A 23,906-nucleotide genomic window follows, 5' to 3' on the forward strand; every position below is an offset into this window, starting at 1 on the left:
TTCGTCATGGACGCTCCAGTCAGCGCTGTGCCCGAACCCACCCAACCATCCCGGCGCAAACAGGTTTTGCGCCTGGGGCTGCTGACCCTGGCCGTGGCGGGCGGCGTGTGGTACGCCAGCCACTGGTGGCTGGTCAGCCGGTTTATCGAAGACACCGACGACGCCTATGTCGGGGCGGATGTGACGGTGATCAGCGCCAAAGTGCCGGGCTATATCAGCGAAGTGACGGTGCAGGACAACCAGTTCGTACGGGCCGGCGACGTGCTGGCGCGCATCGATGTGCGCGACTACCGCACGGCCCTGGCCAAGGCCGACGGCGCCGTGGCCGCGCAACAGGCCTCGCTCGCCAACCTCGACGCCACCGAACAACTGCAACTGGCGGTGATCAACCAGGCCAAGGCGCAGATCGACGCCACCGATGCCGAAGCACAACGGGCCGGCGACGATCAAACGCGTTACCAGAACCTGGTGCGCAGCCAGGCCGTATCGGTCGAAAGCGCACAACGGGTCAGCGCCGTATGGAAGACCGCCCGCGCCGACCACTCCCGGGCACAGGCCGGGTTGATGGCGGCGCGCCGGCAAATCGACGTGATTGAAACCCAGCGCGGCCAGGCGCGTGCCGCGTTGCAACAGGCGCAGGCCGAACGCGACCAGGCGCAATTGAACATCAGCTATACCGAGCTGCGGGCGCCGGTGGATGGTTACGTGGGCAATCGCCGCGCCCGGGTCGGTGCCTACGCCGCGGCCGGCAGCCAACTGATCTCGGTGGTGCCCGCGAAAGGATTGTGGGTGGATGCCAACTTCAAGGAAGACCAATTGGGGCGCCTGCAGGTCGGGCAAAGCGTGAGCATCCGCGCCGACATCCTCCCCGGCCGTGAATTCCACGGGCACATCGAGAGCCTGGCCCCTGCCACCGGGGCGCAATTCAGTGTGCTGCCGCCGGAAAACGCCACCGGCAACTTCACCAAGATCGTGCAGCGAGTGCCGGTGCGCGTGCGCCTCGACAGCAATGACGCCGACTTCGGCGCCCTGCGTCCGGGCCTGTCGGTGATGGCGAAGGTCAACACCGATGAGGCGTTCGAGGACCAGGCCAGCGCCCTCAAGGCCCAGCTATGAACAGCCCGTTGCCCGCCCTCAGCACCGCACAAAAGGTCGCGGCCTTCGCCACCATGTGCGTGGGCATGTTCATCGCCTTGATCGACATCCAGATCGTCTCCGCCTCCCTCAAGGACATCGGCGGCGGGTTGTCTGCCGGCGCGGACGATACGGCGTGGGTGCAGACCGCCTACCTGATCGCGGAAATCATCGTGATCCCCATGTCAGGCTGGCTCTCCCGGGTGATGAGCACGCGCTGGCTGTTCGCGGCGTCGGCGGCCGGGTTTACCTTGACCAGCCTGCTGTGCGCGATGGCCTGGAACATCCAGAGCATGATCGCGTTTCGCGCCTTGCAGGGGTTCCTGGGGGGCTCGATGATTCCGTTGGTGTTCACCACCGCGTTCATGTACTTCAACGGCAAGCAGCGGGTGATCGCCGCCTCCACCATCGGCGCCATCGCGTCCCTGGCGCCCACATTGGGCCCGGCCGTGGGCGGTTGGATCACCGACATCTCCTCCTGGCACTGGCTGTTCTACATCAACCTGCTGCCCGGCCTCTTCGTGACCTTTGCGGTGCCGATGCTGGTCAAGGTCGACCGCCCCAACCCGTCATTGCTCAAGGGCGCCGACTATATCGGCATGGCGTTGATGGCGGTGTTTCTCGGCTGCCTGGAATACACCCTTGAAGAGGGCCCGCGCTGGAACTGGTTCAGCGACAGCACCATCTCGACCACGGCCTGGATAGCCGCCATCAGCGGCGGGCTGTTTATCTGGCGTTGCCTGGAGATCAAGGAGCCGATCGTCGACCTGCGCGCGCTTCGGGACAGGAACTTCGCCCTGGGCTGCCTGTTTTCATTTATCACCGGCATCGGCATTTTCGCCACCATCTACCTCACGCCGCTGTTTCTCGGGCGGGTGCGCGGGTACGGCTCGCTGGATATCGGCCTGGCGGTGTTTTCCACGGGGGTGTTCCAGTTGCTGGCGATCCCGGTGTACGCCTTGCTGGCCAATCGTTTCGACCTGCGCTGGATTTTGATGTTCGGGTTGTCGTTATTCGCCCTGTCGATGTGGGACTTCTCCCCCATCACCCACGACTGGGGCGCCAAGGAGCTGCTGCTGCCCCAAGCCATACGCGGGTTTGCTCAACAAATGGCAGTGCCGCCGGTGGTCACCCTGACCCTCGGCGCACTGGCCCCCGACCGCCTGAAGCTCGCCTCGGGCCTGTTCAACCTGATGCGCAACCTCGGCGGCGCCATCGGCATCGCCGCCTGCGCCACGGTGCTCAATGACCGCACCAACCTGCACTTCCTGCGCCTGGCTGAACACCTGAACATCCGGAACGAATCGATGAACGTCTGGCTTGACCAGCTTTCGGGGAATGCCCAGTTGCTCGGGCAAAACAGCCTGGATTCGAGCCAGTTCGCGCTGAGTCAGCTGTGGGCGCTGACCTGGCGCGAGGCGCAAACGCTGACCTATGCGGACGCATTCCTGATGATCATGGTGTGCTTCATCGTCGCGGTGCTGCTGGTGCCGTTGATGCGCAAGGTGCAGCCGCCGAAGCAGCCGACTGCGGATGCGCATTGAATCGTCCGATCATGTTGAAGGCCGCACCGGCGCCAGCCGGCTGAGCTTGGTCATCTGTTTGAATATCAGGCCAGGCGCAACCCGGCTGGCTACCTTCAGCACCTTGCTCAACCCCGGGCATATTTCCAGTTGGCCGGCTTCGATTTGCCGGATGCAGTGCTGCACCATCAGCACCGGGTCCATGCCTTTTTCGTTCTTCATTTCTTCCGCGAACTCGGCCCTGAGCAGCGGTGTTTCGGTGCCGGGTGGGGCAAGCTCCACCACGGTGACGGCGCTGTGCTGAAGCTGTGCCCGCAGGCACTGGGTGTAAGCGTGCAATGCGGACTTGGACGCACTGTAGACGGGCGCCGCCGGAAACGGCACAAACGCCAGCCCGGACGAGACGTTAACAATCAAACCGTGCGGGTGCTTGAGCAGCCAGGGAAGAAACTGCTGGATCATCCGGATCGGGCCGTTCAGGTTGATCTCGATCTCTTCAGTCACGTCCGCCAGCGCCCGCCCTCCGGCCAGCTTGATATTGCGCATCACGCCCGCGTTATTCACCAGCGTATCGAGCCCAGGGAACTGACCGGTGACTGCCGCAAACAGCGTTTGGATGCTGGCGGGGTCACGCACGTCGCTTTGAAACGTGTGCAGGCTCGGCAGCAGTTGCCGCGCCTCGTCCAGCCTGTGCTGATCGCGGCCCGTCACGATCACGGTATTGCCTCGTGCCACAAGCTGGCGGGCAAGCTCAAGCCCGATACCACTCGAACCTCCCGTCACTAGCACTGTTCGTCCGGTCATCTTCATCGAAACTCTCCAATGGTGGGTCACACGCAAGGAGCTTGAGGGATACACTGGCCTTAAGTAAGTAGGCACCCAAAAGATCTATACGCACCTGAAAGAGAGTGTCCAACGAATGAACAAACACCCTGGCTTTACCGACGAGCAGATTGCCGCCGCCCAGTTTTATGCCCGGCAAACACCCCCGAAGGATCTGGACCCACGGATCGCGCCCCTGGTGACCGACCTGATAGGTCGCGTTGCAGACAAATGGACCATGCTGATTCTTGAAGCCTTGATCGAGACGACGCCGCTGCGCTTCACGCGCCTGAGTGAGCGAGTCGGCGGCATCAGCCAGAAGATGCTGACGCAGACTTTGCGGGGGATGGAGAGGGACGGCCTGGTGATGCGCAAGGTCTACCCCGTCGTACCGCCGAAGGTTGAATACAGCCTGACAACCCTCGGCTTTACGCTGGGTGCCGCCTTTTGTGGCGTGTGGGTCTGGGCGGCAAACAACCTGGAGGAGATTGAACAGGCACGGGCGGATTTCGATCTACGGTGCAACACCGAGTCATAAGGCCGCAAGGTACTGGAGCACCTCTCCAATCCCGTCAATATCGGGAGCCTCGCTCACGGCGGCTTGCGGGCTGCACCATGGGTAACTCAGGCCGGACACCCAGCTCATCACGCTCCCCAGGTCTGACGCCGGCAGTGTCTTCATATGCTCGATGGTAATCGTCAGCCTTTCGACCAGCCCCGCTTCGGCATTGAACTGCCACTCATACACCCCACACCCAACCCGGGCTTCGCCGGAGTTTTTGTCGGACATCCCCACCAGCCATTTGCACTGATAGGTTTTGGCCCCCGCTTCGGGTGGCTGCCCCAGGCAAAACGTATAGACGTTTTCAAAGGTCTGCCCGAACCGCCTCACCAGCACATCGCCGATGCCGCCCATCCCTTCGACGTGGGGCGGAAACGAGATGGACCCGGTGCGCACCACCATGTCCAGGATTGCCTCGGGAACAAACGCCCGGCTGAGCAAATGCGGGCGGTTGCCGTCCTTGGCGAGTATGTAGTGCTGAATCGCGAGTTGAGCAGTGTTCATGGTTTTTCCGTCGATTCCCTATCAGGTAATGCTTAGGCCTTCTGGATCAGCTCTCAGAGGTAACAACAGGCTCATCACCGGACTCGGCAGCCAGCTTCAATCGGTCTGCTTTGCTGATGTATTTATCCTTTTTGGCCGGTGCCAATTTGGCGCTGGCCTTTTTGGCCTTGGCCTTGAACAGCTGCTGTAGTTTTTTTTGACGATTCATGTTTTCTATCCGGTGTGTAATCAGTGCTTGCCGGCGTGATTATCCATCTTTCATGCCTTTATCGAAGCAGATTTAATTCACGGCACTCCACAGCGCCACCGCGGTCTGTCCCTATACGCCTCTATTCTCGCCCAGCGGAGCCACCATGATCATCGTCCACCACCTCAACAACTCCCGTTCGCAACGTATCCTGTGGCTGCTCGAAGAACTCGGCCTGCCCTACGAGCTCAAGCGCTACCAGCGCGACCCGAAAACCAACCTCGCGCCCCCTGAACTCAAGGCGATCAATGCCCTGGGCAAATCACCGGTGATTCAAGACGGTCCCCACGTGGTGATCGAGTCCGGCGCCATCATCGACTACTTGATTCGCCGCCATGGTAACGGCCGCCTGCAACCGGATCCGGCCACTGCAACCTATGACGAATACGTGCAATGGCTGCACTTCGCAGAAGGTTCGGCCATGCTGCCACTGATGCTCAACCTGTACGTCGGGCGCCTGGGTGACGCGGGTGCGCCATTGCACCCACGTATCGAATCCGAGGTGGCGAACTACCTGGGTTATCTGGACAACGCACTGGGGCTCACACCGTACCTGGTGGGTGACGAATTGACCGGCGCGGATATCCAGATGAGCTTCATCGGCGAAATCGCCCGGGCCCAGGGCAAGCTGCAGGCCTACCCGAATGTGGCGGCGTGGGTGCAACGCTTTCAGGAACGGCCGGCGTATCGCAAGGCGCTGGAACAGGGTGGCGCATACGCGTTCGCGAAGTAAAAGGCCAGGCGGTTCCGGCGGGTGTTCATCTGTATTGCGTTAATCCCCGGGATGAGGATTACTGTAGGACGCATCCGGCATTGAGATAACACAGCATGTTCGAACTCGCCCCCATCCTGACGTATGTCGCCGTGGTCATCGGCCTTTTCCTGATTCCCGGCCCAGCCGTGCTGCTGGTGATCACTCGCACCCTCCAGGGTGGGCGCAAGGTCGGGATTGCCACCGGGCTGGGGGTGGCCTCGGGCGACCTGATCCATACGCTGTGCGCGGCGCTCGGCCTGTCGGCCATCCTGATGACCTCGGCCGTGGCGTTTAACGTGGTCAAAATCGTCGGCGCCTGTTACCTGATCTACCTGGGCGTACGCGCCTTCATGGCCAAGCCTGGCGCAACCACGCGCAAAGACCTGCCCACCGTGACCTCGACCCAGGCGTATTTCCAGGCGGTGGGTGCCGAAGTGCTGAACCCGAAAACCGCGATTTTCTTCCTGGCCTTCCTGCCGCAATTCATTCACCCGGAATCCGGTTCTTCCCTGGCGCAGTTCGCGGTGTTGGGGTTGATCTTCTCGGGGCTCAGTGCGGTGTACACCACGCTGATTTCGCTGGCGATTCGTCCGTTGAGCCAATGGATGGTGGGCCTTTCAAGGCTGCGCCGTTGGGAGGGGAAGATCATTGGGACGTTGTTCATGGGATTGGGGCTGAAGATTGCTTTCCAGCAGCGTTAATCGGTTGCAAACCGCTGCCTTTTAACCCGGTACATCTCACCATCCGCGTGGCTGAGCAGGCTGTCGGCATCTGCTCCATCCGCCGGGTAAAACGCTACGCCGATACTGCAGGACGGCATCTTGACCGCGCCAAACTCAGCGCTCAGGGGCTGGGTCATCACCGCAACTATCTGCTGCACTTTGGCCGACACGGCTTCCGGTGACTGAATATCCGTCAGCAGCACGGTGAATTCATCCCCGCCCATCCGGGCCACCAGGTCGCTCTCACGCACACACCCTTCCAACCGTCGTGCAATCACGCAAAGCACGCGGTCGCCCACGGCATGCCCGTACACATCATTGATGGCCTTGAAGTCATTCACGTCCAGAAACAGCAAGGCCAGAGGACTTTTGTGGTGGTGAGCGGCTTGCAGGGCCTCGTCCAACCGGTCATTGAACAGCGAGCGATTGGTGAGGGCCGTCAACGGGTCGTGATGGGCGAGGAAACGCAGCTCCTCTTCCGCCTGCGTCAGGGCGGTTACGTCCCGCGCAACACCGATCCGCGCCCCCACTTCCTCGGACCAGAAGGCCGCCCACAGAATGTGCACCACACTGCCATCCTTGCGGATATAGCGGTTGCGGAAGTCGACGTGGGGCTTGCCATTCATGACCCGCACAATCGACGCCCGGGTGCGGGCCAGGTCTTCAGGGTGCATGTAGTGGGTGATCAGGGTGCCGGTCAGCTCCTCGGCGCGGTACCCCAGCAGCGCTTCGCAGGCATCACTCACAAACACGATCTGGTTTTCACTGTCGACCACGAACACCGTATCCAGCATCAAGTGGATCAGTTTGGGATAGAGGGCTTGCAGGTCAACGGGCATAGGTCTGGGGAGCGTCTGGTTCGGATTGGGCGATCATAGCCCGATCCCGAAGGATGGCGAAAAGGAATCATAGCGGCCCGCAGAATAGCCCCCGGCAATGTTGCTGCGCCAACTGCGTCGCCACCAGCAGGCTGCGCCACCCTTCAAGGTCGTAGGAGAGCGCCCGCCAGAGCAGCCACGGCCAATGGTCGCAGAGGTGGAACACGCACCAGATCATTCGACACTCGGTTTTTATAATGAACGAATGATTGCTATGCTGAACACCCGGCGACAAAGCGTCAACCCATTTATGGATGATTTGAAGAACAAATGACCGACATAACGAACAATCTCAATCCAAGCCGAATCGACCTGCTGGCCCTGTCGATCAAGCGTGAACGCCAGGCTGCGGGGCTTTCATTGACTGAACTGGCAAAACGCGCAGGCGTGGCGAAGTCGACCTTGTCCCAGCTGGAGTCCGGCATCGGCAACCCCAGCATCGAGACCCTGTGGTCGTTGGCCACGGCGATGGGCTTGCAGGTGACCCGGTTCTTCGAACAACCCCAGCAACACCTGCGGGTAATTCGCGCCAACGAGGGCCTGACCACCTATACCGAAACCGGCCACTACGCGGCCACACTGCTTGCGGATTGCCCGACGGGCGTGCGTCGCGATATCTACCGGCTAAAGGTACAGCCGGGCGACGCGCGCCTGTCGCAGCCCCACCCTGCCGGCACCGTCGAGCACGTGCTGCTGTGCAGCGGCAGCGCGAATATCGGCCCGGCCGGTGCGCCTGTGCTGCTGCACGCCGGCGACTACATCAGCTACCTGGCGAATGCGCCCCATGTGTTCGAAGCACTTGAGGCGGATACCACGGCGGTGATGGTGATCGAACATCCCTAAGCCGCGGGGATGTGCCCTCAGGCATGGATAGGCAGGGCCAACCCGAACAGCACAAAAAACCCGCCGCAGACTTTATTGAATCGGCGCCCGGTTCGCGCCAGCCAGGGCCGTACCCGGTGCGCGGCGCTGGCCACCAGGTACTCGACGATGAACTCCACCACGGCGTAGGTCAGGGCGATGGTGAGCGTCTGCGCAACGATGCTCCGGTGCGGGTCCAGGAACGGTGGAATAAACGCGGTGAACAGCAGCAAGGCCTTGGGGTTCGAGATCGCCGATACCAGCCCCTGGCGGAACAGCGGCCAGCTCCGCGAGCTGGTGGTGCCGGTCGCCTCAAGGCTGACCGGTGCCGCCCGCCACAGCCCGAAGCCCAGCCAGATCAGGTACAGCCCACCCGCCACCTTCAAGGCCGTGAACAAACTGGCCGATGCCTGGATCAGCGCACCCAACCCCAACGCACACAGCGCCAGCACAATCGCAAAACCGAGCACGCCGCCGCTGATGGTGAACAGCGTTTTGCGGCTGCCGTGAAGCGCACCGTGGGTCAGCGCCAATAACGCATTGGGCCCTGGCACCACCGAGATGCCGAAGCAGGTAACCAGGTAAAGCAACCAGGTATCAAAGGGCATGGATCCGATCCAGAAGATGTTGGTTCAAGGCAGAATGTTGCGGGTGAACAAGCGACCATGAAAAGCGCATAATTCAGGCCTTAGCCATTCGATTAACGAATAGAGGTAAGCGCGATGCCCGCCAGCGATTTGCAACTCGATTGGCTCAAATGCTTTGTGGCCGTGGTGGATGCCGGCTCGTTGTCTGGCGCCGCCCACGAGGTCAACCGCTCGCAGTCCGCCGTCAGCATGCAGATGAAGAAACTCGAAGCCGCCCTTGGACGACAGCTCTTGAGTCGCGGCCCGAGGCACCTGCAACTGACTGCCGATGGCCAGACGCTGCTGAGCTACGCCCGGCGCATGCTCGCCCTGCACGCTGAAACCCAGGCGGCGTTTCATGGTGAAGAGCTGACCGGGCGCATCCGCCTTGGCGTTGCCGAAGACTACGCGGCCCGGTACCTCACGCCGCTGCTCAAGCGCTATTCGCCGCGCTACGCCGGTGTGGAAATCGAACTGACCTGTGAACAGTCGACCACGCTGATCCCGCAGTTGCGCAGCGGCGATCTTGACCTGGCGCTGGTGTCTCGGGACTCGCCCCAAAGCGGCACCTTCCTGTTCAAGGAGCCCATGGTATGGGTAGGTTCACCGCAGTTCGAACTGTGGCGGCGCGACCCGATCCCCATCGCCGTCTACGAAAGCGCAAGCCTCGCCCGGCGGTATGCGGTGAACGCACTCACCCAGCAAGGCCGCGAGTTCAAGGTGGTGTACAACAGCTCCAGCCTTGCCGGCCAGGTGGCCGCCGTCGAGGGCGGGCTCGCGATTGCCGCGATTACCCAATGCACCGTGCAGGATTCGCTTCAGGTACTCGGTGACGAGCACGGTTTGGGCAGCATTGAGCCCATGGAGGTTTCGATTCTGCGTAGCCGGGCGTCCCGCGGGTCCAAGGCGGTCAATAGCCTGCATGCGTTCATCATCCGGACGCTGAGGGCTCAGCCTTAGTGGGCAGAGCGTTTCGGCACAATCATCGAGCGCTTCGGCGCAGTGCCGTGCCTACGCGCTGTTTAGGATCAAGGCTCAAACCACGCCTGGACATCACCGCAATGAAACTCAAAGGACTTGCCCCCGCGATCACCCTGATCATGGCCGCCAGCGGACACGCCGCCAGCTTCTCACTCAACAGCCCGGACATTGCCGACCAACGCCCGCTGACGCACCTGCAGGAATTCAACGGCTTCGGCTGCAGCGGCGGCAACACCTCCCCTGCCCTGTCCTGGGCCAACGCCCCGGCGGGTACCAAAAGCTTCGCCATCACCGTCTACGATCCCGACGCACCGACCGGCAGCGGCTGGTGGCACTGGACGGTGGTGAACCTGCCCCCCTCCGTCACCCAACTGCCGAGTAACGTGGGCACCCACCTGCCGGCCGGGGCAGTGCAAGGCCGCACGGACTACGGCCAACCCGGCTTCGGCGGCGCCTGCCCGCCCGTGGGTGATAAACCGCATCGCTATCAATTCACCGTGTGGGCGTTGAAAGTCGCCACCCTGCCGATCGACAATCAATCCAGCGGCGCCCTGGTCGGCTACATGCTCAATGCCAACAGCCTGGCCAAGGCCACAATCACGGCCCCTTACGGACGCTAGTCACGATGGATGTTCACGAAGGTCTGCGGCACCGGGAAAGCATCATCGAAAGCTGCGTGATCAGGGCCCGGCAACATCACACCCTGCAACGCGTGCCGGTCTTCATGAGCGCCCTGTGCCGCGTGCGCCAGGGGCAAAAACTGATGCAGTGGGATGAGCGCGAAATGCGCGCCGGCCCCCAGCACCTGATTTTACTGCCGGCGGGCCGCGAGCTTGGGGTGACCAATTTTCCCGGTGCCCAGGGTGACTACATCGCTGATGTGGTGTCGTTTCCGGTGACGGTGTTGCGTAACTTCGTTGCCCGGTATGGCGCGCAGGGCAGCATGCATGCCGACCTGTGCGTACGCCTGGACAAACAGACCCGACAAGCCTGGGACCAACTGCTGACCGCACTGAGCACCGGCGCCCCGTCGGCCCTGTGCACCCACTATGGCGAGGCCGTGTTGCTCTGCCTGTGCCTGGCCGGCCAGGCGGGACCGTTGCTGATGGATCGCAACGACCCCTTGAGTGAACGCGTGCAGCGGTTGATCGGCAGCAACCTGTCCAGGGACTGGACCGTTGCCACGGTTGCGCAGCAGCTGAATCTGGGGGAATCGACGTTGCGTCGGCAGCTGGCCAATGAGGATGCGAGCTTCAGGGCCATCCTGGAAAATGTTCGGCTGGGGGCGGCGTTGCAACAGCTGCAAACCTCCAGGGATTCCGTCGGGGAGATTTCCAGTGCGTGCGGGTATGCGTCGGCGTCGCGGTTTGCGGTGAGGTTCAAGTCACATTATGGGCTTTCACCGCGGTCGTTGCGGGCGGCTATGTGAGGTACACACTACCTGAGTAGCCCATAACCTGTGGCGAGGGAGCTTGCTCCCTCGCCACAGGTACTTCGCGGTTATTGAAGCGCTTTGGCAACCGCATCAAAGGCAAACATATCGTCGATCACCTTGCCACCCGTGGGTTTGGTCTGCGCCTGCCACACCACAATCACCACATTCCTGGTCGGATTGATGTAGAGGTACTGACCAAACGTACCGGCCGCCGTAAAGGCTTTATCCGCTTTGGAGGCGTCGGTCCAACCTGGCCACCACATGGACGCAAAGTCACCGTACGCCGCATCTGAACCCGTAGTCGCGCTGGCAAAACTCAACCAGTCTTTAGGCAACACTTGCTGCCCTCCCGCCTTGCCGCCGCTGAGCACGAACTGCCCAAAACGCCCGTAATCCTCAAGCGTCGCGCTGATACCGCTGCCGCCCACTTCATTGCCATTGAGGCCGTCGAGCCACCACTTGGCATCGGTTTGCATGCCGTAAGGCGCCCAGATCTTCTCGCTCAGGTATTGCGTCAGTGGCTTGCCCACCGCAGCGCTCACCAGTTGCCCCAACACTTGAGTTTCACCGGTGCTGTAGTTGGTGCGAGTGCCAGGCGGCGCGGCGGTGGGCAGGCTGGCCATGAACTTGAGGAGCGACCCGGGCACTTGTTCGCTGCGCAGTTTGATCAAGTGGCGCTCGTCCGAGGTAGGGTCCGTGTATTGCTCGTTCCACTTGATCCCGGAGCGCATGGAGAGGATCTGGCGCACGGTGACCTGGTCGTAACCGCTACCGGCCAACGCGGGTAAATAACGGGTGACCTTGTCATCCAGGCTCTTGATGGCGCCGTCCTGCAGCGCCGCGCCCACCAGCGTCGAGGTGATGGACTTGGCCACCGACATCGACATCCACCGGGTGTCGGCGGTGTTGCCTTTTTCATAACGCTCATCGACGATCTTGCCGTCCTTGAGCACCAACAGCCCGGTTACCCGGTTGATCGCCACGTAGTCATCGAGGCTGTAATGCTTGCCTTTGTAGTCAAAGGCAACCGGCCCAAGTGGCTGGCTGCTGCGGGGTAACGGGAACGGATGGCCGCCGGCCTTGATCGTGCGCGTCGGGAACAACCGGTCGGTATTACGGAAGGTAGTGACGGCCAAGTCCTCGCTGAGCCTGCCGTCATAGATGGCCTGCACGTCGCCGATCGGTTCCTGTGCATGGGGATAAGGCTTCGCGGGATCCGGGGTGGCCGCGCAGGCGGTTAACGACAGCGCAAGTGTCGACGCACACACCAACACATGAAGCGCGCTGCGTTCAACCGGGGATGAAGGGCGATGAAGCACGGGCATAAGCACCTCTTTATTATTGTTTGATCGGCCTTGAAACGCTTCGGCACGTCAGCAAAACCGACATGCCGAGGCTCAGGATGCAGCGGGGGATTTTTTCTGGCGCGCGGGATCGGGCCGGATTACGCGCGGAGTCGGGCCATGGGCAATCGAGAGGGTCTACACGGAAGAGAACGCTCTACGCAGGCAGTCTTATCAACGAGACTGATGATTACTATCGAACCGGTCGCCTATTGGCTTACCAAAACCCATTCCTATAATCGCCTCCACTTTCTCCCTCCCGTCTGCCCGCAGGCGAAATCTCCTCCCGGAACCCGACACCATGCCAAGCGCAAGCCGGGCCCCTAGCGGCCTCCCCGAACATAATCAACAAACCGTCCTGCAGCAGTGGCTGGCGATTCTCTCGGTGGCCGTGGGCGCCTTCGCCCTGGTCACCAGCGAGTTCCTGCCGGTAGGCGTACTCAACGACGTCGCCGCCGACCTCGGCATCAGCGCCGGCCACGCCGGGCTAATGGTCACCCTGCCCGGCATCATGGCCGCCCTCGCCGCCCCGTTGCTGTCGGTGGGCATTGGCGCCATGGACCGTCGCTACCTGCTGATCGGCCTGACCCTGATCATGATCATCGCCAACATGGTGGTGGCCTACGCCAGCGACTTCAGCCTGCTGCTGTTCGGCCGCGTCCTGCTGGGCATCAGCATCGGCGGCTTCTGGGCCACCGCCATCGCCCTCAGCGGCCGCCTGGCGCCCAAAGGCGTGGGCGTCGCGAAAGCCACCTCGATCATCATGATGGGCGTGACCCTGGCCACCGTGCTCGGCGTACCCGTCGGCACCTGGCTGAGCGGCCTGATGGGCTGGCGCATGACCTTCCTCGTCACCGCACTGGTGGGCATCCCGGTACTGCTGGCACAGATGTTCCTGCTGCCCCGCCTCGAACCGGAAAAAGCCATTCGCATCGCCGACCTGCCGGCCCTGTTCATCAACCCACAAGCACGGGTTGGCTTGATCGCCGTGCTGCTGATCGGCCTCGCGCACTTTGCCGCGTACACCTACGTCGCCCCGTTCTTCAAAAACAGCTCCGGCTTCGACGGCCCGACCATTGGCTCGCTGCTGCTGCTCTACGGCGTGGCCGGCGTGATGGGCAACGTCTTCGCCGGCTTCGCCGCCAACCGCAGCGTGCGCCACACCCTGCTGCTGGTCGCGCTGATGATCGGCACCAGCACCGCCCTGTTCCCCTACTTCGCCACCGGCATGAGCGGCGCAGTAATGCTGATCGCACTGTGGGGCTTTGCTTTCGGTGCCTTCCCGGCCTGCGCAAGCATCTGGATGTTCGTGGTGGCGCCCAAGGATGTGGAACGTGGCATGCCGCTGTTCGTCGCGTTGTTTCAGGTGATCATTGCCGTGGGCTCGTTCTTTGGCGGGCAGATCGTCGACAAGATGGGGACGTCGGTGCTGTTGAGTTTGGCGACCGCGTTGGTGGGTGCCGGGTTTGTGACGGTGCTGGTGTTGGGGCGCAAGGTGAGTAATAGCCTGGCGGCCCAGCCTGCTTAATCGAGGAAAGCGGGACTGATTGAATTCAGTCCCGTGGCTTGAGGCAGTGAGCACGGCACCTTGCTCCATTGCCTACAGTTGCGTCAGAATCCGCCGGCTTGTGCACCTGGGTTGGCGTCTCTAAGGTTGCTCGGTCGCTGAAACCTCAGTGATCGGGTTTAGTAGCCCGAGGTTAACTGCAAGTGCATAAGCAGCATCTATCAGACCTTCTTGTCTGTGCTTGATGGTGGCTGTGCGCAGGGCGTCTTCGGACGCGCCGGCTTTTGTAGTTTCCCCGGTCTACTAACCTGCGTACAGCCGCCACCCCATTTCGTTTAGTAGCGACGTGGTGAGGGCCCTGCTCAGGAAAACTACTGATATGTTCAAGGTAACGCCGAATCCTCCGGGATCTCCCGATTTGAAACTCAACCAAGCCGCACAACGTGCCTTGGATCACTATCTCAATCCCTCCTCCGCCAAAACCGCCCCGCCGTCGGGTGCGCTGTTCAGTGTGGCTGCTGATGCCAGCAGTGAAAGTCTGATTACCAATAGCTATGAAACCTTTGCCTCGGTCAGCGCGTTGCTGCTTGATCTGTCGGACGAGCTGAGCGGGAAAGACCGTGATGTGGCGTTGGCTATTCATCAACTCAGTGAGTTGGGGGTGCTGTTGATGGGTAAGTTGATGGATCGGGAGGTGCCGTCTAGCTGAAACCGGACGCTGTCCAGGCTACTCAACTAGCTCAATCGACTGATCGCCGAGGCGCTGTAGGCATCTACGGCGGCTCAGCGACGACGATGCCGCTTTAGTTGAGTAAGTCGCCGCTCATGCTGCGCTCAATAGCGGTTTCAGGCCATTTGCCGCCATTACGAAACGCCGTTTTCGACTCCAAACGGACACTCCACTGATGTCAGGCAGGTGTGGGATTTCAGCTTCTGGTGGTCGCGACAAGAATGGGCTTTGTACCGTTGCGCCCTTTAAAGACCATTGTCACATCGACCACCGTATCCATTCCCTCAAAAAACACATCCGCGTTGACCCCATCGAGCCGTTTCTTCAGAGGGGTAGTACTGGTGATGTGGCGGCTCAGTAGGCTTTCAAAGTCAGCCCTATTGCTATCAATCCACCTCTTCAGATCGGTTCTGAGCTGCTCGATTGGCTTGAGCTTTTTACCCGACGGCTTTCGCTTGGGTCCTAGCGTGTCGAGAACGCTGATCTCGTCGATTGAGTAGAGAACCGGGACCATGCACAGTTCGGTCCCGTTCTCGTTCTTCAAGATGGCAACAAGAGTCGTGTCGGAAGGCGCCCGAGCAAGATCTTTTGGGGTGACGGAGAGTGTCACATCCACCCGATCGAACGGTTTAGGCAGAATCCCACCAATGGTCATGCTTTGAGCGAATTTCGTGATTTGTTGGCTCGCAAGCCTTGCCCAGCCGACCTTCTGTTGATTGAGCACGCATAGGCAACGGCTCGACTTAATCATCCGGGGGAGCACGATGCCGTTCTTCCTGGTCCACTGGAGCAGGTCAACCTTCGCATCAAATTTCAGTCGTGCAGAGCCCTCAGATGGCTTTACTGTTCCGGTGTATTTCGTGCCGGAAGGTGCGCCAGACCGAACGGCAGCACCAATTGCAGCTAGGTTCTTAGCCTTTCGTGCAGCTCTCTCTTGTTCCTGCTGATCCCGAGCAACCTGGACTCGCTTGGCTTGGCAGGTATCGGCTTTACCCTGAATCTTGGACATTGCTTCGTTGAATTCTTCGAAAGCCTTTTTGGCTAAGCGAACATCCTTCTCCATCCGCAACACCCTGGCCCAGTCGATCAATTCCAGATCCGGGTCGTCAATCCAATCATTGACCACGCTCCGAACTCGCTCACAAGAATTGGCTTTACTGTTATCGAAACAAACACTCAACTCCTTATTTTTCGAGGCCCCCCTGAAGGTAAGGTTCTGGCTGCCAAGTGTGACGAAGTCAGCCTCGTCCATGATGACTTTCGCATGAAGGTCCTTCACCTCGTAAATCGTGCACTTGTTGATGAGCAACAGCTTGAAGGCAGCGATTGTTGACGCCATACAGACGAAGTCCCTTACCTCGAACCGTGTGTAAAACGTTGCTTGCTTGTTGGCCAAGAGCTTAAGCGTGCTGTTTTCTGTGATGTAGGGGGACAGCACTGTCAGAGGCGTGGTGGCTTCTCGGATCTGCCGATTCCATCGAGGAGCCAAATTGGTTCTGATGCGGATCATTCAACCGTCCCTGGTCTGCCTGGGCGCGAGGCGCGGGGTATATTGCAATCCCTCCAGTATACCGCCGGCGCAGCTGACCATCACAGGCTGTAACCTTGATCGGCAGAGAACAGCCAAAAGCGAACGATCAAGAGAGTGTCAGATTTTTTGTGTACGAGCGGTGATGGCCTACCGTGAGGCAAGCCTTCATTCGACAGTCGCCACCGCCCCTCTTCCGGGACTGATGAGCAAACCTCATGAAGCCTTGCCGATTTACCCGTCTAGTCCTCAGTCGTTAGCGCGCTTACTGTCTCCCCACGCCCAACGGGAGATCAACATGCACAAACGCACACTCGGCAACAGTTCACTCGAAGTATCCGCCCTCGGCCTCGGCTGCATGGGTCTGAGCCATGGCTATGGCCCGGCCACGGATACCGAGCAAGCCATCGCACTGATCCGCTCAGCCGTTGAACGAGGCGTCACGTTCTTCGATACCGCCGAATTCTACGGCCCCTATATCAATGAGCAAGTAGTCGGCGAGGCGCTGGCGCCAGTTCGCGACCAGGTTGTGATCGCTACAAAATTCGGCTTCGCCGTCGGCACCGACAATACAAAACAGGCTCTGGACAGCCGGCCCGAACGTATTCGAATAGCCGTCGAGGGTTCGTTGCGTCGACTGAAGACCGATTACATCGATTTGCTCTACCAACACCGCGTCGATCCGGACGTGCCGATTGAGGACGTTGCCGGGGCGGTGAAAGACCTGATTAGCGAAGGAAAGGTCAAGCACTTCGGCCTGTCGGAGGCAGGCGCGCAAACCATTCGTCGCGCCCATGCGGTACAGCCGGTCACGGCGCTGCAAAGCGAATACTCGCTGTGGTGGCGCGAGCCTGAGCTGGAAATCCTGCCGACCCTTTGGGAGCTGGGCATCGGCTTCGTACCGTTCAGTCCATTGGGTAAAGGCTTTCTCACCGGCACGGTGTCGGCCGATTCCACTTATGGCAGTGACGACTTCCGCAGCATCGTCCCGCGTTTCAGCCAGTCGGCGCTGCAGGCAAATCAGGGTCTGGTGGTGTTGATCCGTCAGATTGCTGCGCAGAAACAAGCGACACCGGCCCAGATCGCGCTGGCCTGGCTGCTCGCGCAGGCACCGTGGATTGTGCCGATTCCGGGCACGACCAAACTGCATCGCCTGGAAGAAAACCTCGGCGGCGCGAACATCACCCTCGACGCTGCCGAACTCAAGGCCATTGATACCGCGCTGGCGCAGATCCGCATCGAAGGCGAGCGCTATCCCGAGGCTCTCAAGGCGCGCGTCGGTCGATGAGTACCGATCACGATCCGCTGCGGCGCACGGTCATCGCCGCACTGGCCAGCGCCCCGCTGCTGTCGCTCGCCGACGCGCAAGGCGCCAGTGAAACACCGCGTTCGGGCTCGCGGATTCTGGTCGCGTATTTCTCGCGCTCGGGCAATACCCGCGTGGTCGCCGGGCTGATCCAGCGTGGACTGGGTGCCGATCTGTTCGAGATTCGCCCCGCCCACGCCTACCCCGAGGACTATCTGCAAACCGTGGAACAGGCGCGCCAGGAACGTGACAGTGGCTTCGAACCCGAGCTGCAAAACACGGTTCACGCCCTCAGCGACTACGACACGATCTATCTCGGCTTTCCGATCTGGGGTGAAACCGCCCCGCCGATCGTGCGCGCATTCCTCAGCGCCCACGATCTGACCGGCAAGACCCTCATCCCCTTCAACACCCATGGTGGATATGGCCTGGGCAACAGCCGCCGTGTGCTGGTCAAGCATGCGCCGAAGGCCAAAGTGCTGGAAGGTTTTGTGATGGAGGGTGAGCAGGAGCGCAAGACCATGGAACGCGTGAACGGCTGGTTGAAAGATCACCCTCTCACGCACTAATCGAATTCTGTACGGAGTAACTCCATGAAAATCCGCACGTTGGGTAATGGCCTGGAAGTGTCCGCCTTGGGTCTTGGCTGCATGAGCATGACGTCGGCCTACGGGCCGGCAGCCGACCAAGCCAGCATGATCAAGCTGATTCGTTCGGCCCACGAGCAAGGCGTCACCTTGTTCGACACCGCCGAAGCGTATGGCCCGTTCGCCAATGAAGAGCTGCTGGGGGAGGCCTTGCAGCCGATCCGCGAGCAGGTCGTCATCGCCACCAAGTTCGGTTTCGATATCGACCTGATCACCGGCGCACGTGGCGGCGGCACCAACAGCCGCCCGGAGCATATACGCGCCGTGGCCGAAGCGGCGTTGAAGCGTCTGCGCACCGATTGCATCGACCTGTTTTATCAGCACCGCGTTGATCCCCAGGTGCCCATCGAAGACGTGGCCGGCACCGTCAAGGATCTGATCGCCGAGGGCAAGGTCAAGCATTTCGGCCTTTCTGAAGCGGGTGTGGAAACCATTCGCCGGGCCCACGCGGTGCAACCGGTCACGGCGGTGCAAAGCGAATATTCGCTGTTCTGGCGTGGCCCGGAGCTGGAACTGCTAGCCGTGCTGGAAGAACTGCGGATCGGCTTCGTACCGTTCAGCCCGCTGGGCGCCGGTTTCCTCACCGGTCAGATCGACGAGAACACGCAGTTCGACGCGAGCGATTTCCGCAATTTCGTCCCGCGCTTTTCCCCTGAAGCGCGCAGGGCCAATCTGGCGTTGGTCGATGTGGTGAAAGCCGTCGCGCAACGCAAACACGCCACGCCGGCGCAAGTGGCACTGGCCTGGTTGCTCGCACAGAAACCGTGGATTGTGCCGATACCGGGCACGACCAAACAGCATCGCCTGGAAGAAAACCTGGGCGCGGCCGAGCTGCAATTGAACGGCGACGATCTGCGCGTGATCAACGAACAGATGGCACAGATTCGGGTGCACGGCGAACGTCTGCCGGAGTCGGCACTGAAAATGACCGGACTCTGAGTCTGCCCGACGCGGCGCCATGTGCGGCGTCGCTTTCTCTGTCTGACCGGAGAACTCATCCGATGAACCGATTGATTGCGCCACTCGTTGCTTTGTCACTGATGGCGGCAGAGTCCCAGGCCGCCAGCGAAATCCGCGTTACGCCGAACGGATCCCAGCCTTCGATCAAGGGCGCAGCGGAAAACTTTACCGGCTCTGTACGCGTCGATGGCCTGTTCAAAGGTGAAGCGCCCGCGCGCATCGGTGGCGGCACGGTGACCTTCGAACCCGGCGCACGCACGGCGTGGCACACCCATCCGCTGGGACAAACGCTGATCGTCACTGCCGGCGTCGGCTATGTGCAGCAAGAGGGTGGCGCGCGTCAGGAGATCCATCCGGGCGACACTGTCTGGATTCCACCGAACACCCGTCACTGGCACGGCGCCACGGCCAGCAACGGCATGACCCACATCGCCATCGCTGAAGCCGAGGATGGCAAGACCGTCACCTGGGCGGAGCAGGTCTCGGAGGCGCAATACGCCGGCCAATAAAGTTACGGAATGTGTCGAAGCTGCTCGACCGGCACGTTCGCGGCGAACCGCCACGTAACCTCAATGCCCCGTAACAACCTGCCCGCACCGGGATTCCAGCGGTTATCGCACGTCGACTCATGAGTTCTGCTCATGAGTCCATGCGCTATTTCGGGGTTAATCGCCACAACCATCCTCCTTACGATCCAGCAACACCGCAGCGCCCCGCAATGGATGGAGCCCTTCACGATGATCACTGACACCCGCAACCGCACTGCCCTCCCCACACTCATGGCGCTCTGCCTGAGCGTCGGGGCGATGTTCAGCGTCACCACTCAAGCAGCCGAGGCTTCGCCCACCATGACCAGCACACCCGCCAGCGCAGCCCGCTTGTCGAGCCAGCAACAAGCCATTCCACTGATCGCGGCGTTCATGGCGACCAGCGACATGCCCAACCTCAACACGGCGCTCAACCAAGGGCTTGATGCCGGCCTGACCATTAGCGAAACCCGCGAAGTCCTCGTGCAGCTCTACGCCTACGTCGGCTTCCCGCGCAGCCTCAACGCCTTGAATGAATTGATGACCGTGGTGCAGGCGCGCAAACAACGCGGCCTTGACGATGCGCCGGGGCGTGAGCCGAGCCGGGTGATACCGGTGGGGGATGAGCTATTGGCAGCGGGTACGGCGAATCAAACGAAAATCTCCGGCGCCCCGGTCAAAGGCCCGGTGTTCGAGTTCGCCCCAGTGATCAACCAGTTCCTGCAAACGCACCTGTTCGGCGACATCTTCGAGCGCGACAACCTCGACTGGCAAAGTCGCGAATTGGCGACTGTCGGAGCGCTGGCAGCGACGCCGGGGGTCGAGCCTCAGTTGCGCTCGCACATGGCGGCGAGCCTGCGCGTCGGGCTCAGCGCAGCACAGTTGCACCTAGTCACCGAACTGCTGAAAAAGCATGGCGATGCACAGACTGCCGAGCGGGCCAACGCAGCGCTGGTCCAAGCCCTCGCGGCGTCGAGGAAGTGACATGAGAACTGCAAAACGTCTGCTGAGCGTCATGCTGTTGAGCCTGTTGGCGGCCTGCGCGAACCACTCCGAAGGCCCGCTGCTGATCCAGAAACAAGGCAGCTTCGCCGCCGGCGGAACGATGACCACGGCACCGGGCACCTTCAACCCGCGCCAACCGATGACGCCCAACGGTCAGACCTACCACGGTGACCACGCCTACGCCTTCTATCAAATCCCGGTGGACGCGCGAAAACTGCCCATCGTCATGTGGCACGGCGCAGGTCAGTTTTCCAAGACCTGGGAAACCACCGCCGATGGTCGCGAGGGTTTTCAGAACATCTTTCTGCGCCGCCACTACGGCGTCTATCTGATCGATCAACCCCGGCGTGGTGATGCCGGGCGCAGCATGGTCGAGACTACCATCAAGCCTGTGCCGGACGAACAACTGTGGTTCAACCAGTTCCGTATCGGCCTTTGGCCCCGCTACTTCAACGGCGTGCAAGTGGCACAGGACGCCCAGACCCGCGAGCAGTTTTTCAGGGCTATGACACCGAACACCGGGCCGTTTGACATGGGCGTGGTCTCCGATGGTGTGTCGGCGCTGTTCGACAAAATCGGCCCCGGCATCCTGTTTACCCATTCTCAGGGCGGCGGGCCGGGCTGGTTGACGGCGATCAAGAACGAAAAGGTCAAAGCCATCGTGGCGTTCGAACCGGGCAGCAGTTTCGTGTTTGCTGACGGTGAAGTGCCGGCGCCGATCCCCAGCGCGTTCGACACGGTGCAAGGCGCAGCGGTGCCGATGGAGCAATTCATGGCACTGACGCGCATTCCGATTCTGATCCTGTACGGCGACAACATCCCGGAACAGGCAGTCGATCTGCCCGCTCAGGACAGTTGGCGCGCACGCCTGAAAATGGCCCGGCTCTGGCGTGACGCGGTCAATCGCCATGGCGGTGATGTGCGACTGATACACCTGCCGGAGATTGGCATTCACGGCAATACCCATTTCCCCATGTCGGATCTGAACAACGTGCAGATCGCTGACCTGGTCGCGCAGTTCCTCAAAGAAAAACAGCTGGACTGACCCAAATACTTTCGCAACTGCCGTCCTTTTTTTGCTCAGGAGCTTCACGTGAAGAACACCCTCAAAGCCACGTTCATGTCGGCATTGGTCGGCCTCTCGGCAGGCGAAGCCTTGGCCGCCGACTACAAGAAGAACCCATTCACCCTCGCCTACGACGGCGCGATCACCCGCAACGAACCGGGCAGGGTCAACATCCACCCGGTCAGCTATAAGCTCAACGGTCTGGACATCGCCGCCAACGTCTACACGCCTGCCAACTACAACGCGAAGAAGACCTACCCGACCGTGGTGGTTGCGCATCCAAATGGCGGCGTAAAGGAGCAAGTCGCCGGTCTGTATGCCCAGCGCCTCGCCGAACAGGGCTACATCACCATCACGGCCGATGCGGCCTATCAGGGCGCCAGCGGTGGTCAGCCGCGCAGCATCGATAAACCGGCGTATCGCATCGAAGACATTCACGGCATGGCCGATTTCATCAGCCAGTTCGCTGGCGTGGATGACAATCGTCTGGGCCTGCTCGGCATTTGTGGCGGCGGTGGTTATTCGTTGGCGGCGGCGCAAACCGACAAACGCTTCAAATCCCTGGCAACGGTGAGCATGTTCAACTCGGGTCGAGTACGCCGCAACGGCTACAGCGACTCGCAACTGGACAGCATCCAGCAACGTTTGCAACAGGCATCAGCAGCCCGCGCGCAAGAAGCAGCGGGGGGCGCGGTGCTGTATACGGGGGATGCCAACCTCACCGATGAGCAGACTGCCAAACTGCCTTTCGAACTGTATCGCCAAGGCTATGAGTACTACTGGAAAACCCACGCGCACCCGAACTCGACCTTCAAATACACCACCAGCAGCCTTATTGACCTGATGCGTTTCGACGCCACCGACCATATCGAGTTGATCAATCAACCGTTGCTGATGATCGCCGGCAGCAAGGCCGACAGCCTGTACATGACTCAGGATGCGTTTCCCAAAGCCGCCGGCACCACCGACAAGGAAGTGTTCATCATCGATGGCGCCACCCACATTGAAACCTACTGGGTACCGCGTTATGTCGATGCGGCGATCGGCAAACTGACGGATTTTTACGCACGCACCTTGTGATCAGCGCGCCAAGGGTCGCACATCCGTGCGCGACCTGCTTTCATGGAATAATCACGCGCTCCTCATGAGAGGTTCTCATCAATGTCCCGCCCCAATCTCAACGACCTGCAAGCCTTCGTGGTCATCACCCGCGAAGGCAGTTTTACCCGTGCTGCCGCGCAACTGGGCGTTTCGCAGTCAGCGCTGAGCCACACTCTGCGGGCACTGGAAACCCGGCTGGGCGTGCGCTTGCTGACGCGGACTACGCGCAGTGTTTCACCAACGGAGGCGGGCCAACGCCTGTATCAAGCGATGGCGCCGCGCTTTGAAGAAATTGAACTGGAACTGGCTGCCGTCAGCGAGTTTCGCGACACCCCCGCCGGCAATGTACGGATTCAGGCGTCCGAGCATGCGGCGAACAATATTCTCTGGCCGAAGCTGCTGAAGGTGCTGCCCGACTACCCGGACATCAAGGTCGAAATCACCGTCGATTACGCCCTCGCCGACATCGTCGCGCAGCGCTATGACGCTGGTGTTCGACTGGGTGACCAGGTGGCCAAGGACATGATCGCCGTGCCGATCGGGCCATCGTTACGCATCGCCGTTGTCGGCTCACCGCAGTATTTCCAGCAGCGGCCTTACCCGATGGAACCGAGAGATCTGGCGGCGCACAACTGCATCAACCTGCGCCTGCCGACTCACGGCAGCCTGATGCAATGGGATTTCGAAAAGGATGGCCACGAACTCAAGGCCCGCGTCGAAGGCCAATGGACATTCAACAGCAGCGTGCCCATTCTGCGTGCGGCCGTGGCGGGATGTGGCTTGGCTTTCCTGCCAGAGGACATGGTGGCGAAGGAGCTTGCCGACGGTAGCCTTGTGCGGGTGTTGGAAGATTGGTGCCAACCCTTTGCCGGTTACCATCTCTACTACCCCAATCGCCGTGAACATTCGTCAGCGTTTGGCGTTGTAGTTGAGGCGTTACTCTACAAGAGCTGAGTCATCGACCTTCAAGGCGTCTGAATTTTTCCCGCCCCCTCAAACCGTGAATGAGCAGATGATTTTGATCGACTGCGTCGGGCGCGACCGGCTGCAAGCCGATTGCTGCCCCTCGTAACAAGCAGCTTCTGGCTTATCCCCCCTAAAGCCCCACCCAAAAACGCCGATAACCTCCTACCATCA

At 60.9% G+C, this 23,906-nt stretch carries 26 protein-coding genes; 19 read left to right on the forward strand and 7 right to left on the reverse strand.

The window, feature by feature from the left end; translation table 11 throughout:
* Positions 1–6: 6 nt before the first annotated feature.
* Both HX805_RS22225 and HX805_RS22230 read left to right on the forward strand, forming a co-directional pair.
* The gene (locus HX805_RS22225) at positions 7–1,116 is read left to right on the forward strand and encodes an HlyD family secretion protein (RefSeq protein ID WP_008434719.1); all 1,110 of its coding nucleotides are present in this window, start codon (positions 7–9) and stop codon (positions 1,114–1,116) included.
* Positions 1,113–2,678, forward strand: a complete 1,566-nt coding sequence (locus tag HX805_RS22230; RefSeq protein ID WP_008434720.1) for a DHA2 family efflux MFS transporter permease subunit — start codon at positions 1,113–1,115, stop codon at positions 2,676–2,678. The genes HX805_RS22225 and HX805_RS22230 overlap by 4 nt, the downstream gene beginning before the upstream one ends.
* A gap of 9 nt (positions 2,679–2,687) precedes the next feature.
* Here HX805_RS22230 and HX805_RS22235 read toward each other — a convergent pair whose 3' ends face one another.
* Positions 2,688–3,467, reverse strand: a complete 780-nt coding sequence (locus tag HX805_RS22235; RefSeq protein ID WP_177080260.1) for an SDR family oxidoreductase — start codon at positions 3,465–3,467, stop codon at positions 2,688–2,690.
* Positions 3,468–3,576: 109 nt separating this feature from the next.
* On the opposite strand from HX805_RS22235, the gene HX805_RS22240 reads away from it, so the two are divergent.
* Positions 3,577–4,017, forward strand: a complete 441-nt coding sequence (locus HX805_RS22240; protein ID WP_177080261.1) for a helix-turn-helix domain-containing protein — start codon at positions 3,577–3,579, stop codon at positions 4,015–4,017.
* On the opposite strand, the gene HX805_RS22245 is transcribed toward HX805_RS22240, so the two are convergent.
* Both HX805_RS22245 and HX805_RS22250 read right to left on the reverse strand, forming a co-directional pair.
* Positions 4,012–4,545, reverse strand: coding sequence for a hypothetical protein (locus HX805_RS22245; protein WP_177080262.1), 534 nt, complete (start codon positions 4,543–4,545; stop codon positions 4,012–4,014). The two genes, HX805_RS22240 and HX805_RS22245, sit on opposite strands and share 6 nt — an antisense overlap.
* A gap of 46 nt (positions 4,546–4,591) precedes the next feature.
* A complete protein-coding gene (locus tag HX805_RS22250) occupies positions 4,592–4,753 on the reverse strand; it encodes a DUF2986 domain-containing protein (RefSeq protein WP_008434728.1) in 162 nt (53 codons plus the stop codon).
* A 145-nt stretch (positions 4,754–4,898) separates the two neighbouring features.
* Here HX805_RS22250 and HX805_RS22255 point away from each other — a divergent pair, with 145 nt between their 5' ends.
* Both HX805_RS22255 and HX805_RS22260 read left to right on the forward strand, forming a co-directional pair.
* Positions 4,899–5,525 carry a glutathione S-transferase family protein gene (locus tag HX805_RS22255; RefSeq protein ID WP_102368774.1) on the forward strand — a complete coding sequence of 209 codons (627 nt, stop codon included), beginning with the start codon at positions 4,899–4,901 and terminating at the stop codon, positions 5,523–5,525.
* A 95-nt stretch (positions 5,526–5,620) separates the two neighbouring features.
* The gene (locus HX805_RS22260) at positions 5,621–6,247 is read left to right on the forward strand and encodes a LysE family translocator (RefSeq protein WP_177080263.1); all 627 of its coding nucleotides are present in this window, start codon (positions 5,621–5,623) and stop codon (positions 6,245–6,247) included.
* Here the strand turns inward: HX805_RS22260 and HX805_RS22265 are convergent.
* Positions 6,244–7,107 (reverse strand): sensor domain-containing diguanylate cyclase, encoded by an 864-nt coding sequence (locus tag HX805_RS22265; protein WP_087694680.1) that lies wholly within the window; start codon positions 7,105–7,107, stop codon positions 6,244–6,246. The genes HX805_RS22260 and HX805_RS22265 overlap by 4 nt on opposite strands.
* Before the next feature lie 309 nt (positions 7,108–7,416).
* On the opposite strand from HX805_RS22265, the gene HX805_RS22270 reads away from it, so the two are divergent.
* Positions 7,417–7,989 (forward strand): helix-turn-helix domain-containing protein, encoded by a 573-nt coding sequence (locus HX805_RS22270; protein WP_177008665.1) that lies wholly within the window; start codon positions 7,417–7,419, stop codon positions 7,987–7,989.
* A 17-nt stretch (positions 7,990–8,006) separates the two neighbouring features.
* On the opposite strand, the gene HX805_RS22275 is transcribed toward HX805_RS22270, so the two are convergent.
* Positions 8,007–8,615 carry a LysE family translocator gene (locus HX805_RS22275; RefSeq protein ID WP_003215589.1) on the reverse strand — a complete coding sequence of 203 codons (609 nt, stop codon included), beginning with the start codon at positions 8,613–8,615 and terminating at the stop codon, positions 8,007–8,009.
* A 114-nt stretch (positions 8,616–8,729) separates the two neighbouring features.
* Here HX805_RS22275 and HX805_RS22280 point away from each other — a divergent pair, with 114 nt between their 5' ends.
* The 3 genes from HX805_RS22280 (at position 8,730) to HX805_RS22290 (ending at position 11,043) form a co-directional block, all read left to right on the forward strand.
* Entirely contained in the window at positions 8,730–9,593 is an 864-nt protein-coding gene (locus HX805_RS22280) for a LysR family transcriptional regulator (RefSeq protein ID WP_177019879.1), read from the forward strand.
* Between the two features lie 101 nt (positions 9,594–9,694).
* Positions 9,695–10,234, forward strand: coding sequence for a YbhB/YbcL family Raf kinase inhibitor-like protein (locus HX805_RS22285; RefSeq protein WP_177080264.1), 540 nt, complete (start codon positions 9,695–9,697; stop codon positions 10,232–10,234).
* 5 nt (positions 10,235–10,239) lie between these two features.
* Positions 10,240–11,043 (forward strand): AraC family transcriptional regulator, encoded by an 804-nt coding sequence (locus HX805_RS22290; RefSeq protein WP_177080265.1) that lies wholly within the window; start codon positions 10,240–10,242, stop codon positions 11,041–11,043.
* A gap of 71 nt (positions 11,044–11,114) precedes the next feature.
* On the opposite strand, the gene HX805_RS22295 is transcribed toward HX805_RS22290, so the two are convergent.
* Positions 11,115–12,374, reverse strand: coding sequence for a serine hydrolase (locus HX805_RS22295; protein ID WP_177067590.1), 1,260 nt, complete (start codon positions 12,372–12,374; stop codon positions 11,115–11,117).
* 319 nt (positions 12,375–12,693) lie between these two features.
* Between HX805_RS22295 and HX805_RS22300 the strand changes: the two genes are divergently transcribed.
* Together HX805_RS22300 and HX805_RS22305 are read left to right on the forward strand one after the other, a co-directional pair.
* Positions 12,694–13,920, forward strand: coding sequence for an MFS transporter (locus tag HX805_RS22300; protein ID WP_003209751.1), 1,227 nt, complete (start codon positions 12,694–12,696; stop codon positions 13,918–13,920).
* 358 nt (positions 13,921–14,278) lie between these two features.
* Positions 14,279–14,608, forward strand: coding sequence for a DUF6124 family protein (locus tag HX805_RS22305; protein WP_032899015.1), 330 nt, complete (start codon positions 14,279–14,281; stop codon positions 14,606–14,608).
* 217 nt (positions 14,609–14,825) lie between these two features.
* On the opposite strand, the gene HX805_RS22310 is transcribed toward HX805_RS22305, so the two are convergent.
* Positions 14,826–16,139: a phospholipase D family protein gene (locus HX805_RS22310; RefSeq protein WP_177080266.1), complete on the reverse strand. Its 1,314-nt coding sequence runs from the start codon at positions 16,137–16,139 to the stop codon at positions 14,826–14,828.
* 316 nt (positions 16,140–16,455) lie between these two features.
* On the opposite strand from HX805_RS22310, the gene HX805_RS22315 reads away from it, so the two are divergent.
* From HX805_RS22315 to HX805_RS22350, 8 genes are all read left to right on the forward strand, one after another.
* Positions 16,456–17,445: an aldo/keto reductase gene (locus tag HX805_RS22315; RefSeq protein WP_003209745.1), complete on the forward strand. Its 990-nt coding sequence runs from the start codon at positions 16,456–16,458 to the stop codon at positions 17,443–17,445.
* A complete protein-coding gene (locus HX805_RS22320) occupies positions 17,442–18,032 on the forward strand; it encodes a flavodoxin (protein WP_102605912.1) in 591 nt (196 codons plus the stop codon). Before HX805_RS22315 ends, HX805_RS22320 begins: the two co-directional genes overlap by 4 nt.
* 24 nt (positions 18,033–18,056) lie before the next feature.
* A complete protein-coding gene (locus HX805_RS22325) occupies positions 18,057–19,049 on the forward strand; it encodes an aldo/keto reductase (RefSeq protein WP_177080267.1) in 993 nt (330 codons plus the stop codon).
* Between the two features lie 62 nt (positions 19,050–19,111).
* Positions 19,112–19,579 carry a cupin domain-containing protein gene (locus HX805_RS22330; RefSeq protein WP_008432610.1) on the forward strand — a complete coding sequence of 156 codons (468 nt, stop codon included), beginning with the start codon at positions 19,112–19,114 and terminating at the stop codon, positions 19,577–19,579.
* Positions 19,580–19,807: 228 nt separating this feature from the next.
* The gene (locus HX805_RS22335) at positions 19,808–20,581 is read left to right on the forward strand and encodes a carboxymuconolactone decarboxylase family protein (RefSeq protein ID WP_003209734.1); all 774 of its coding nucleotides are present in this window, start codon (positions 19,808–19,810) and stop codon (positions 20,579–20,581) included.
* 121 nt (positions 20,582–20,702) lie between these two features.
* Entirely contained in the window at positions 20,703–21,647 is a 945-nt protein-coding gene (locus HX805_RS22340; protein ID WP_177080295.1) for an alpha/beta fold hydrolase, read from the forward strand.
* Positions 21,648–21,695: 48 nt separating this feature from the next.
* A complete protein-coding gene (locus HX805_RS22345) occupies positions 21,696–22,748 on the forward strand; it encodes an alpha/beta hydrolase (protein WP_177080268.1) in 1,053 nt (350 codons plus the stop codon).
* A gap of 81 nt (positions 22,749–22,829) precedes the next feature.
* Positions 22,830–23,723: a LysR family transcriptional regulator gene (locus HX805_RS22350; RefSeq protein ID WP_003209726.1), complete on the forward strand. Its 894-nt coding sequence runs from the start codon at positions 22,830–22,832 to the stop codon at positions 23,721–23,723.
* Positions 23,724–23,906 lie beyond the last annotated feature (183 nt).

It is taken from the genome of Pseudomonas sp. G5001, from assembly GCF_013385475.1.
GTDB lineage: Bacteria > Pseudomonadota > Gammaproteobacteria > Pseudomonadales > Pseudomonadaceae > Aquipseudomonas.